At 67.5% G+C, this 12,104-nt stretch carries 8 protein-coding genes; 6 read left to right on the forward strand and 2 right to left on the reverse strand.

The genetic code is table 11. The features are described 5' to 3' along the window. Positions 1-239 precede the first annotated feature (239 nt). Positions 240-1,403: an acyl-CoA dehydrogenase family protein gene (locus tag AC5P6X_RS13295; protein WP_329755841.1), complete on the reverse strand. Its 1,164-nt coding sequence runs from the start codon at positions 1,401-1,403 to the stop codon at positions 240-242. A 313-nt stretch (positions 1,404-1,716) separates the two neighbouring features. Between AC5P6X_RS13295 and AC5P6X_RS13300 the strand changes: the two genes are divergently transcribed. Further along, positions 1,717-3,393: an electron transfer flavoprotein-ubiquinone oxidoreductase gene (locus tag AC5P6X_RS13300; protein WP_329755840.1), complete on the forward strand. Its 1,677-nt coding sequence runs from the start codon at positions 1,717-1,719 to the stop codon at positions 3,391-3,393. 65 nt (positions 3,394-3,458) lie between these two features. Continuing rightward, entirely contained in the window at positions 3,459-3,860 is a 402-nt protein-coding gene (locus AC5P6X_RS13305) for a c-type cytochrome (RefSeq protein WP_005407622.1), read from the forward strand. On the opposite strand, the gene AC5P6X_RS13310 is transcribed toward AC5P6X_RS13305, so the two are convergent. Continuing rightward, positions 3,854-7,453: an ATP-binding protein gene (locus tag AC5P6X_RS13310; protein WP_123959361.1), complete on the reverse strand. Its 3,600-nt coding sequence runs from the start codon at positions 7,451-7,453 to the stop codon at positions 3,854-3,856. The two genes, AC5P6X_RS13305 and AC5P6X_RS13310, sit on opposite strands and share 7 nt — an antisense overlap. A 75-nt stretch (positions 7,454-7,528) precedes the next feature. Here AC5P6X_RS13310 and AC5P6X_RS13315 point away from each other — a divergent pair, with 75 nt between their 5' ends. From AC5P6X_RS13315 to AC5P6X_RS13330, 4 genes are all read left to right on the forward strand, one after another. Then, positions 7,529-8,167: a response regulator gene (locus AC5P6X_RS13315; RefSeq protein ID WP_005407620.1), complete on the forward strand. Its 639-nt coding sequence runs from the start codon at positions 7,529-7,531 to the stop codon at positions 8,165-8,167. Between the two features lie 378 nt (positions 8,168-8,545). Continuing rightward, the gene (locus AC5P6X_RS13320) at positions 8,546-9,316 is read left to right on the forward strand and encodes a hypothetical protein (RefSeq protein WP_049449306.1); all 771 of its coding nucleotides are present in this window, start codon (positions 8,546-8,548) and stop codon (positions 9,314-9,316) included. A gap of 112 nt (positions 9,317-9,428) precedes the next feature. Further along, positions 9,429-11,420: a peptidoglycan-binding protein gene (locus AC5P6X_RS13325; RefSeq protein ID WP_049449557.1), complete on the forward strand. Its 1,992-nt coding sequence runs from the start codon at positions 9,429-9,431 to the stop codon at positions 11,418-11,420. Between the two features lie 245 nt (positions 11,421-11,665). After that, complete coding sequence (locus AC5P6X_RS13330) at positions 11,666-12,073, forward strand: glycine zipper 2TM domain-containing protein (protein ID WP_014645533.1); 408 nt, start codon at positions 11,666-11,668, stop codon at positions 12,071-12,073. The last annotated feature ends 31 nt before the right edge of the window (positions 12,074-12,104 follow it).

Genomic DNA, 12,104 nt, shown 5'->3' on the forward strand with positions numbered 1-12,104 from the left:
CGCGGAACTCGCTGCGCTCAGACACCCGCGCCTCTTCGCCCCCGCCGGACCTGCGGTGCTCGGCTCGCTTCAAGGCGGACCCAACAGCCGCGCGGTACAGGCTGTCCTTGAACCCATCTCGGTACGGTGCGCGGTTCGGTACACCGATCGCTCGCCTGCGAATACGCTACTGGGCAATGCCGGCCAGCGGCCGGCACTACCAACTCAATGCCGGCCAGCGGCCGGCACTACCGGTGCACTCAGAACGCGTTGATGCCGGTCAGTTCGCGGCCGATCACCAGCTGGTGCACGGTCTCGGTGCCTTCATAGGTGATCACCGATTCCAGGTTCAGCGCGTGCCGGATCGCCACGTGTTCGGTGGTGATGCCGGCGCCACCCAGCAGGTCACGGCATTCGCGGGCGATGTCGATCGCCATGCGGCAGTTGTTCCACTTGGCCAGGCTGACCTGCTGCGGCTGCAGCTGGCCGGCTTCCTTCAGGCGGCCCAGCTGCAGGGCCAGCAGCTGCGCGGTGGTGATGCGGCGGGCCATCTCGGCCAGCTTGATCTGCGCGCTCTGCGTGGCCGCCAGCGGGCGACCGAACAGCACGCGCTCCTTGGCATAACCCAGCGCTTCATCCAGGCAGGCAATCGCCGCACCGATGGGGCCCCAGCTGATGCCATAGCGGGCCTGGGTCAGGCAGCCCAGCGGCCCCTTCAGGCCCTTCACGTTCGGCAGCCGGTGGCTGTCAGGCACGCGCACGTCATCGAAGAACAGCGCCCCGGTCAGCGATGCGCGCAGGCTCATCTTGTGCTTGATCTCCTGCGTGGTGAAGCCGGCCATGCCCTTTTCCAGCGCGAAACCCTGGATGCCGTCCTCGGTCTGCGCCCAGACGATGGCCAGGTCGGCCACCGGGCCGCTGGTGATCCACATCTTGCTGCCGCTGATGCGCCAGTCGCTGCCGTCGCGCACCGCGCGGGTCTTCATGCTGGCCGGATCGGAACCCCCATGCGCCTCGGTCAGGCCGAAGCAACCGATCAGTTCGCCGCGCGCCATCGCCGGCAGCCACTGCTGGCGCTGTTCCTCGCTGCCATAGGCGTAGATCGGGTACATGCACAGCGAGCTCTGCACCGAGACGAAGCTGCGCAGGCCCGAATCGCCGCGCTCCAGCTCCTGGCAGATCAGGCCGTAGCTGACCGCGCCGAGGCCACCACCGCCGTACTCGGTCGGCAGGGTCGCACCGAGCAGGCCCAGTGACGCGATCTCCGGCACCAGTTCATCGGGGAAGCGGGCCTGGTCGAAGGCATCGCCGATGATCGGCAGCACGCGCTCGTTGGTGAAACGGGCGACGCTCTCCTGCACCGCGCGCTCTTCCTCGTTGAGCAGGGAACGGACATCGAACAGATCGTACGGATGCAAAGCCATGGCACTCACGCGCAGTCAGGACCGGGCCATTGTCGGTCATCCGCAAGCATCGCGTCTGGTAGGTGTGGACCTTGGTCCACGGATGCGGGTCCGGGCGGTGAAACAATGTGCCAACCAAGGTTGGCACCTACCCGGCCGCGAGCATTACGCTGCACCGCAGCAATCATGACGTGAACATCGGCGATCTAGCTCGATCACGCGCGTCCCGGTACCCTGACACATTCAAACAACCGTTTCGCCCGTGGCCGCACGCGCGATTCCCAGGCACCGCCGGTGGCCCCGATGCCGGCCCTACCCACGAGTCATGCAATCGATGAGCGCTGAAGTCAACGCCCTGCCCCCGCGTGAAGTAATGGAATTCGACGTGGTGATCGTCGGCGCCGGCCCCGCCGGCCTGGCCACCGCGATCCGCCTGCGCCAGCGCGCGATCGAAGCCGGCCGCGAATTGTCGGTGTGCGTGCTGGAGAAGGGGTCCGAACCAGGCGCGCACGTGCTGTCCGGCGCGGTGATGGATCCGCGCGCGCTGACCGAACTGTTCCCGGACTGGGCCGAGCGTGGCGCACCGCTGAAGCAGAAGGTCACCCGCGACGAATTCCTGTTCCTCAGCGAAACCGGCGCACGCAGCACGCCCAACGCGCTGCTGCCGGAGTGCTTCCACAACGAAGGCAACTACATCATCAGCCTGGGCGAAGTGACCCGCTGGCTGGCGCAGCAGGCCGAGGCGCTGGAAGTGGCGATCTTCCCCGGCTTCGCCGCCGCCGAGGTGCTGTACGGCGACACCGGCGAAGTGATCGGCGTGGCCACCGGCGACATGGGCATCGAGAAGGACGGCAGCATCGGCCCGGCCTTCGAGCGCGGCATGGCGCTGCACGCCAGGTACACGATCTTCGCCGAAGGCGCACGCGGCCACCTGGGCCGCCAGCTGATCGCCCGCTACAAGCTGGACGAAGGCAAGGACCCGCAGGCCTACGGCATCGGCATCAAGGAACTGTGGCAGATCGACCCGGCCAAGCATGAGCCGGGCCTGGTGGTGCATGCCGCCGGCTGGCCGCTGGACAGCGACACCTACGGCGGCGCGTTCCTGTACCACGCCGACGGCGGCAAGGTCGCCATCGGCTACGTGGTCGGCCTGGACTACCGGAACCCGTGGCTGAGCCCGTTTGAAGAGTTCCAGCGTTTCAAGACCCATCCGTCCATCCGCAAGCACCTGGAAGGCGGCACCCGCATCGGCTACGGCGCGCGCGCGATCACTGCCGGCGGCCTGCTGTCACTGCCGAAGACCGTGTTCCCCGGTGGCGCACTGGTCGGCTGCGAGGCCGGCTACCTCAACGCCAGCCGCATCAAGGGCAGCCACGCCGCGATCAAGACCGGCATGCTGTGCGCCGACGCCGCGTTCGATGCACTGGCCGCCGACCGCCAGCACGATGAACTGAGTGCCTACCCGACGGCGTTCGAAGCCAGCTGGCTGTTCACCGAACTGCAGCAGGCCAAGAACTTCAAGCAGTGGTTCAAGAAGGGCCAGACCGTGGCCACGCTGATGACCGGCGTGGAGCAGTGGCTGCTTCCCAAGCTGGGCGTGCGCAACCCGCCGTGGACCCTGCACCGCACCCAGCCCGACCACGCCTGCCTGGAACCGGCGGCCAAGCACACCCGCATCGCCTACCCGAAGCCGGATGGCGTGCTGACCTTCGACCGGCTCAGCTCGGTGTTCCTGAGCAGCACCAACCACGACGAGAACCAGCCCAGCCACCTGACGCTGAAGGACCCGAGCATTCCGGTGAAGGTGAACCTGGCCGAGTACGCAGGCCCGGAAGCGCGCTACTGCCCGGCCGGCGTGTACGAGTTCGTCGGCGAAGCCGACAGCGCGCGCCTGCAGATCAACGCGCAGAACTGCGTGCACTGCAAGACCTGCGACATCAAGGACCCCACCCAGAACATCGTGTGGGTGACCCCGCAGGGCGGCGGGGGCCCGAACTACTCGGGCATGTGAACGCCACGGGCTGCGACCGAGCGTCGCAGCCCGTCGCTTGCCACGCACCGCTATCCTGCCCGCCCATGCGTGCATCATTCCTGCTCATCGCTGTTGCCGTGGCCCTGGCCGCCACGGCCTGCCAGCGCCCGCCTGCAGCGCCCGCCACGCCGGAACAGGCGCAGCAGCAGGCCATGCAACGCGCGTTCGAGTTGTGTGCCGGCTGCCACACCGTGCAGCCTGGCGGCATCCACCGCTTCGGCCCGAACCTGCACGGCGTGATCGGCCGTCGCGCCGGCAGCCTACCCGACTACGGCTATTCCGACGGCATGCGCCGCGCCGACATCACCTGGTCCGCGCAGACCCTGGATGCGTTCCTGCAGTCACCCACCCATGTTGTACCGGGCACACGCATGTACAACGCCTTCCCCAGCGCCGAACGCCGTGCGCTGGTGATCGCCTACCTGCAGCAGCAGTCGGCTCAGTGAGCCAGGCGCTGCAACTGCTGTTGCAGCCGCGCCACGAATGCCGCCACCGCGGTGAACAACGGCACCGGATCGGTCTCGGCCGCATCCTGCAGGCGCTCGACCAGTGCATTGGCCTGCGCGGCCAGCACCGTCGCTCCCACCGCGCCCAAGCCACCGGCCTGGCGATGCAGGTGCAGCGCGGCAGCCTCACGGTCGCCGGCCTCCAGCGCGCGCTGCACAGCGGCCAGGTCACCTGCACTGGCCTGCAGCAGGCTGTCGCGCAACTGCTCGGCGACCGCACGTGAGCCGAAGCGCCGCTGCAGGCTGTCCAGATCGGGCAGCGTCCTGTCATCGACGGCAGCGGACTCGGCCAGCGGCTCCTCGAACCGTTGCCCCTGCGCCTGCGGCAACCAGCGCAGCAGTGCCGCGCGCAGTGTCGCCAATGACAATGGCTTGGCCAGCACCTCATCCATCCCGGCTTCACGGCAACGACGTGCATCGTCGTCCAGCACGCTGGCGGTCAGCGCCAGTACGGTCAGCCGCGGCTGGCCGTTGCGGCCTTCGCGTTCGCGCAGCAGGCGGGTGAAGGCGAAACCATCCAGTACCGGCATCCGGCAATCGGTAATGACCAGATCAAAGTGCTCCGATGCCAGGCGATCCAGCCCCTGCTGGCCATCGCCGACCAGCACATGCGGCACACCCAGCTGCTGCAGCCGCCAGGCCATCATCGCCTGGTTGGTCGGATGATCTTCGATGACCAGCACGCGTGCCTGGCGCAGCGCCGGCGGCAGCAGCGCCGCCTGTTCCTGCTCGGCGACCAGCGCTTCAACATCACTGCTGCCGGCTTCCACCAGCGACAGCCGCACCTCGGCGCGGGTGCCCTCGCCCAGCGTGCTGTGCAGTTCCAGCTCGCCATCCATCATCTGCACCAGGCGCTGGCAGATGCTCAGGCCCAGGCCGGTTCCACCATGGTCGCGCTGGATGTACGCACCGGCCTGGGTGAACGGCGCAAACAGGTGCTGCAGCTGTTCCGGTGCGATGCCGATGCCGGTATCGGTGACGCTCAGGCAGAGCGGCTGGCTGCCGTCTTCGGCGGTCGGCCCCAGCACTTCCAGCTGCAGCCGCACTTCGCCGCGCACGGTGAACTTGATGGCGTTGCTGAGCAGGTTGAACACGATCTGGCGCAGGCGCACGCCATCCACTTCGTGCGCGGCTGCCAGCTGCGGATCAATCTGCACGTGCAGGTCCAGCCCACGTGCGCTGGCCTGCGCCGACAACAACCGGCACACGCTTTCCAGCAACGGCCGCAGCGGCTGCGGTACCGGCTCCAGCCGCAATGCGTTGGCCTCCAGCCGCGAGTAGTCAAGGATGTCGTCAAGGATCTGCCGGAGCATCTGCGCCGAATCCTCGATCACGCCAAGGATGCGTTTCTGCTCTGCATCCAGCGGTGAGTGCGCGAGCACTTCCAGCATCCCCAGCACGCCACTCATCGGCGTGCGGATCTCATGGCTCATGGTGGCCAGGAAGCGGGATTTCGCTTCGGCCGCCTGCTCGGCCTCGGCCTTGGCTGCGGTCAGGGCATCCGCTTGTGCACGAGCCTCGCTGGCATCCACCCAGTAGCCACTCCAGGTCACCACACCGGCTTCGGCGGCATAGGGTTGCGCCTGGGTGCGCACCCAATGCGGGCCTGCTCCATTGCCCCGCAGGCGGAATTCCAGCATGAGCGGTGCGAACTGGTGCGCGGCCTGTTCGACCGCCTGCAGGATGCGCGCGCGATCGTCCTCTTCGACGCGTTCCAGCAACATTGTGGCGTCCTGCTCAGCCTGCTGCCGGGTGATCCCGAACAGCGCCTGGAGGTCACCGGCAATGAACGGGAAGCGGAGCGTGCCATCAACCTCGCGACGGGCCTGGTAGACCACGGCAGGCAGGTTGTCGGTCACTTCGGCCAGGCGCTGTTCCAGCTGGCGGCGCCCGGCCACCTCGCGGCGCAGGCGCCAGTAGCCGATGCCATGCACCAGCAGCGCGGTCAGCAGCACCAGCAGCAGCGGTACACCCCAGCGCAGCGTGCTTCGCCAGTCGATGCCGTTGTGGTACTCCACCGCCAGCCAGTCGCCGCGCAGCGCTTCGCGCTCGCGTGGCGTCATCTGCAGCAGCAAGCGATCGAAGGTCGTGGCGAGCGCCGCATGCCGGCGCTCCACGGCCAGTGCCAGCTGGTCGTTGAAGCCCGCGGGCGCGGCAACCTGCAGGCGTCCCGGAAAACGCGTGCGCAGCAGGTGGTCGACCAGGGCCAGATTGCCCACGTAGGCGTCGGCCTCACCATCGATCAGGCGTTGCATGGCCTGTTCGGCGCTGCGCGCGGCGACGATCCTGGCCTGCGGCGCCTGCTGCAGCACGTAACCGCGTACGCGCTCCGGATCCGACAGCAGTACGCGCTTGTCCTGGAGGTCGGACAGGCCCAGCAGCGCCGGGCTGTCGTGGCGGCTGACGATCACGTTCGGCACGCTGATGAAGGGTTGGCTGTACACCCAGTCCGGGCCCAGATAGTGCGAATCAACGGGAATGCCCATCACCGCCTGCAGCTCGCCGCGGCGCGCCTTCTCGCGCACCTCATACCAGTCATGGCTGTTCTGCGCCTGCAGGTTGGCACCGGCCTGCATCAGCCGCGCCAGGTACTCGCTGGCCAGGCCGCTGGGCCTGCCATCCTCGTCGGCGAACGACAATGGGGCGGCGTTCGGCGCGAAGCCGATCTTCAACGGCTGTTGCAGAACCCGCTTCTCGGCCTGGCTGAGCGCCAGCTGCGCCGATGCCGACCACTGCGGCAGGGGCAGCCAGCGTTGTGCCAGTGCGTCGCGCTGGGCCTGGCTGGTCGCGGCCAGCGCCAGGTCCAGCGCTTCGGCCAGCGGTTGCTTGCTGTTGGGAACGCCGAAGTGCATCCGTTCGGGAGGCAGGTCGCTCGGACGCAGCAGGACGACACCCTGCAGGTGCTGGCGTGCGATCAGTTCGGTGGCAACGTAGGCATTGCCTATGTAGACATCAGCTTTGTCGTCTCTGACCATCTGCAGCGCAGCCAACGAGCTGTTTGCGACAAGCTGCACCGCACGCGGGAAACGTGCCCGCACCTGCGGGCCGGTCAGGAAATCCTGCTCGATGACCACCCGCAATCCGTCCAGGTCGGGCATGTTCGAAGCACGCAGATCGCCCGGCCTCCCCACCAGCGCCAACGGCGCCTCGCCATAGGCAGCGGTATAGACCATGCACTGGGTGCGGTCGGCACTGAGACCGACATTCATTACCACGTCGATCTCGCCACGACAGGCCGCATCCAGCACGGATGTCCAGTCGGAATAACGCCTCGCCTCGACCTTCACACCCAGCTGACGGGCGAGAAGCGACAGATAATCCGGCCCCAGGCCAACCTGCTGGCCATCACGGAGGGACTCGAACGGCGGCCAGCCGCTGTCATACTGGCCCACGACGATGCTTGGATGGGCGGCGAGGTACTCGCGCTGCAGGGGACTGAGCGGCAACAGCCCGGGCACTGCCTGTGCCAGCGCCACGGGCAGCACCAGCACGGCCAGCAGCAGGACCAGCCCGCGAACAGCCCAGCTACGCATCGGCGTCGATCTCCTAGAATCCTGACAGGGCCGCGATGGTCGCGGCCCGGCTTGCCCGGTGGCCATACTAGAGCAATGAGCTTGCGCATCATCATCGCAGACGACCACCCTGTGGTCCGTATCGGTACCCGCGCCGTCATCGAATCGAGCGGGGTCGGCCGCGTGGTCGGCGAGGCTGACAGCGCGCAGGCGCTGATGGCCCTGCTCGGCAGCCAACCCTGCGACCTGCTGGTGACCGACTATTCCATGCCAGGCAGCCCACAGGCCGACGGCTTCGCCATGATCGGCATGATCCGCCGCCGCTTCCCCGACCTGCCGGTGCTGATGCTCAGCGTCTCCAACAACCTGGCGATCCTGCGCATGGTGCTCGACAGCGGCGTGCTCGGCCTGGTCGACAAGAGCTCGTCGATGGACGAACTGCCGCAGGCCATCCAGGCGGTCTATCGGGGCCAGCCCTACATCAGCCGGAGCCTGCGTGAGCGGGTCGAGGCTGCGGGCAGCTGGCGCATGCGCGAGGGCGACGGCAAGCCGTTGTCGCCACGCGAGGTGGAAGTGCTGCGGCTGCTCGGCACCGGCATGACGGTGAAGGAGATCTCGCTGCAGCTGCACAAGAGCGTCAGCACCATCAGCCGGCAGAAAGGCGACGCCATGCTCAAACTGGGCCTGAAGGGCGACGCCGAATTGTTCGACTACCTGCGCGACGGCAAGATCTGAGAACCAGATCACACTGTAAGGGCATCTGTCACCGCCCTCTTTGACCGGCCGCCGTTCTGTGCCAAGATGACCCGGCATGGGTTTTCAATGCGAGGTCGAAGGAATCGACCGGCTCATGTCCTCGCTCCCGTCCCAGGTGGATGGGGTGCGGTTTCCTGCCGGCCGTCTGGCCCGGCAACGCTGACCATGGAGAGGCGCATGCATCACCCCCCCGAGCCATGTTGGACCCTGCCGTTGCGGCCCCTGCGCGCATTCGCGGCGTGCCTGCTCGTCTCTCTTTCCGCTGCGGCCTGCAGCGCCGCCGATCCGGCCCCCTCGTCCTCCCAGCCTGGCGCCCCCGTGCAGGCTGCCGATGCGTCCCGACAGGATGTTGCCCCGATGCAGAACACCTCTCCCGACACCGCCGTCACCCCGCCCGACGCGCCGACCGTGATGTATTTCACCTACCAGGTGGACGGTGATGGCGCGACCTCCTACGAGGTCCAGAACGGCAGCGTGGCGACCTTCTGGTTCGGCCACACCTTCACCCTCGATGGCACCACGTATTACACGGGTTTCTCCTGGGATACCCGCGAGCACTACGGCAAGCCGGGCGAGCAGACGCCGGCCGGCCCGGATGATCGCGCCAACCTCGCCGAGGCCACTTTCGTGCTGGCCGGCGCCGACGCGAAGAAGCCATGGAAGTTCCGTGGTCAGGAATGGACCATCGGCGCGCTGGGCGCGTACGACAAGGCCGACGATGTCGATACCCGGCGCAAGCCGCTTGAACATCGCACCGCCGACGGTCGCCTGCTGCTGGCGGTGCCGACCAGCAGCTTCGACCGCGGCATCAGCAGCACCGGCTATGCACTGCTGCTGTTCAACCCCAAGCGCAGCGAAGACGACGTGGACAGCAAGGTCTGGCGCTATGTCGGCTCGGTGCGTACGGGCGAGGACAACAGCGCCGCCTGCGACGAAGGCAACGTGATGCCCTGCACCGACAGCGATGGCGAACTGGCCTTCGCTGCCGACGGCAACGGCCTGCCGCGACTGACCGTGACCTTCAAGGGCACCACCATCGAAGGCCCCGGCAAGACCCGTGCACTGGGCGCCGGCGACGCCGTGCACTACACCTTCGACAGCGCGACCCAGCAGTACATCGCGCCCTGATAGCACCCGCCCACGCGCGGGTTTCCTGTTGACCGACATGTTCTTGACTCACGGATGAGTCCGGTTGGCGATTCGCGGCATGCGCCGCTCCATCAACCCCGAGGAAAACGTCATGGCACAGCATGACTACAGCAGAAAGGAAGTCCTGGACATCGTCGAGCAGGTCGCCCGGCAGAAAGGCCTTCCGGTCGATGACTTCATGCGCTTCGCGCACATCGAGACCGGCGGCACCTTCAACGAGCGCGCCCACAACACCTCGTCCGGCGCCAAGGGCCTGTTCCAGTTCGTGCCCGGCTCCGCGCGCCAGTACCACCTGACCGGCCACGAGTTCGACCCGACCCGCAACACCGAAGCGGCCGCAAAGATGTACCAGGACAACCTGGACTCGATGGCACGCCGCAACGAGCGCACCGGCCACCCGTACCTGTCCGGAGGCAGTACGCCGACCGGCCTGGACCTGTACCTGGCCCACCAGCAGGGCAGCGCCGGCTATGGCTCGGTGCAGACCGCGATTGCCACCGGCACCTTCGGCGTGGTCCGCAACGGCCACGGCGAAGAGATCAACATGCGCCGCAACGTGCTGAACCAGATCGGTTCCGACGCGAAGGCGCTGACCGGCCACACCCTGGCCGAGATGCGCGGCATGAACGATGGCGACCTGGCGCGGACGTTCTCCAGCTACTACATCCACAAGTACGCGGCGATCAGCATTCCGGAAAAGAACATCGAACCGCAGGCGGTGGCGCAGGGCCAGGGCCAGGCCCCGGCCGCGCCTGCACAGGCCAGCGCAGCCGTGGCGGCGGGTGCAGCCACGCTGGCGGCAACCGCAACGGCGGCTGCCACACCGAAGCCGGGCATCGAACTGCAGGCCGCCTACGAGGCCGGCGTGAAGTACGACCACGTGAAGTACGCCATCAACATTCCGGGTCACGCGCTGTACGTACCGGGCAAGACCGGCAAGAACGTGGAGCAGGGTTACATCGACTGCTCCGGCTGGGTCGGCACGCTGCAGAACCGCACCATGGACGAGATCAACCAGAAGGCCGGGCATGCGGTCTTCAGCAAGGCCGATCGCATCGACCTGGGCAACCTGGGTTCCGGCGGCATCGTGCGCAAGGCATTCGACCAGTCCGGCGTGCTGCTTGACCGCGACGCGATCCTCAAGCCCGGTGCGCTGAAGGAAGGCATGATCATCGGCCTGGATACGGCCAAGACCCGCCATGAGCACTGGAACGGCATCGACCACATCGTGATGGTGGTGCGCGACCCCACCACCGACAAGCTGCTGATCAGCCAGTCCACCGGCAGCAAGGGCGTGCACACCATGCCGGTGGAGGACTACCTCAAGCAGGTGAAGGAGCACCCGAACTGGAAGCTGTACGCCTCCGATCCGCTGTCCAAGGCGCGCGACCTGCTGGAAAACCGCACCCCGTCGCACGAGCAGGCCCAGGGCAAGCCTGCCGCCGAGCACAAGGCCGCTGCCACCCCGCACGCCGAACTGTACAAGCAGGGCGCGCACAGCGAAGGCGTGCGCAAGGTGCAGGAGCAGCTGGGCCACCTCGGCTATGTCGGTGCCGACGGCAAACCGCTGGTCGAGGACGGCCGCTTCGGCCGCAACACCGACGCGGCGGTGCGCCAGTTGCAGAAGGACAACGGCCTGGTGGTCGACGGCATTGTCGGGGCGAAGACGCTGGAGGCCATCAAGGAAGCCCGCGAGCGCCCGCTGCTGAACGACGAACGGCACCCGCGCAATCCGCTCTTCATCCAGGCCAGCAAGGGTCTGGAACTGTTGCCGGCCGGCACCTTCAAGGATCGCCACGCGCTGGAAAGCGCCGCCGCGGCCCTGACCAAGGAGGCGCATGCCGCCGGCCTGCAGCGCATCGACTCGGTGGTGCCCAGCCCGAACGGTGAACGCCTGTTTGCCGTGCAGGGCACGATCGGTGACCCGGCGGCCAGCCGCGTGGCGGTGGAGACCCGAGCCGCCAGCGAGCAGAGCATCGCGCTCAGCAGCGGTGCCGTGCAGGGCGCGCCTAACGTGCTGCACCAGCAGCAGGACGCCCAGCAGGAGCAGGCCCGGCAGGCACAGAAGGCGATGGGCGTCTGAGCCCGCAACGCCTTGGCAGAGAAGGGAGGGCCACATCCGCGTGGCCTTTTCCCTTTCTGCCAGCTGAGCGGCCGAGGCCGCTTTCAGCCTTGCTTCATGCCGCCTGCCGCTAGATGAATGCGCAAGCCGCACGGTGGACCAGGCAATGTTCCGGCAATGTTGGAACGTCAGCGTGGTCTCCACGGCAGCCGGGGCGCCCGCGCCCTCCCTGCCCAGCGTGGCATGCACCTCACAGGAGAACGAACATGCTCAGTACTTCCACACTCAGCTTCCGTGGTCTGGCGATGGCCCTGGCACTGGTGGCCGGTGTCGCCGTGGTCAGCGATGCCAGCGCGATGTCGAGGAAGGACAAGCGCACCCTGGTCGGTGCCGTGGTCGGTGGCGTGGCCGGCAACCTGCTCTCCAACGGCGATCCCGCTGCCACCGTCGGCGGCGCCGTGGCCGGCGGCGCGATCGGCAACCTGACCACCTCCGACCGCCGCGACCGCCGTTACTACGACAATCGCCGTTACGACGACCGCTACGATCGCCGTTACGACCGTGGCTACTACCGCAGCGGCTACTACGACCGCGGTGATGACCGTCGCTGGCAACGCGAGCGCTACTACGACAACCGCTACTACCACGACCGCGGTCGCCATCGCGGCTGGTAAGCAGCGCGGCATCTTCCATGCCGATGCACGG

Source organism: Stenotrophomonas sp. YJH_SMC_40 (genome assembly GCF_059368615.1).

Excerpts from the sequence above, each read along its gene's own strand:
- AC5P6X_RS13330 (WP_014645533.1), top strand. The coding sequence starts at position 11,666 with ATGCTCAGTACTTCCACACTCAGCTTCCGTGGTCTGGCGATGGCCCTG.
- AC5P6X_RS13325 (WP_049449557.1), top strand. The coding sequence starts at position 9,429 with ATGGCACAGCATGACTACAGCAGAAAGGAAGTCCTGGACATCGTCGAG.
- AC5P6X_RS13295 (WP_329755841.1), bottom strand. The coding sequence starts at position 1,403 with ATGGCTTTGCATCCGTACGATCTGTTCGATGTCCGTTCCCTGCTCAAC.
- AC5P6X_RS13320 (WP_049449306.1), top strand. The coding sequence starts at position 8,546 with ATGCAGAACACCTCTCCCGACACCGCCGTCACCCCGCCCGACGCGCCG.
- AC5P6X_RS13315 (WP_005407620.1), top strand. The coding sequence starts at position 7,529 with ATGAGCTTGCGCATCATCATCGCAGACGACCACCCTGTGGTCCGTATC.
- AC5P6X_RS13300 (WP_329755840.1), top strand. The coding sequence starts at position 1,717 with ATGAGCGCTGAAGTCAACGCCCTGCCCCCGCGTGAAGTAATGGAATTC.
- AC5P6X_RS13310 (WP_123959361.1), bottom strand. The coding sequence starts at position 7,453 with ATGCGTAGCTGGGCTGTTCGCGGGCTGGTCCTGCTGCTGGCCGTGCTG.
- AC5P6X_RS13305 (WP_005407622.1), top strand. The coding sequence starts at position 3,459 with ATGCGTGCATCATTCCTGCTCATCGCTGTTGCCGTGGCCCTGGCCGCC.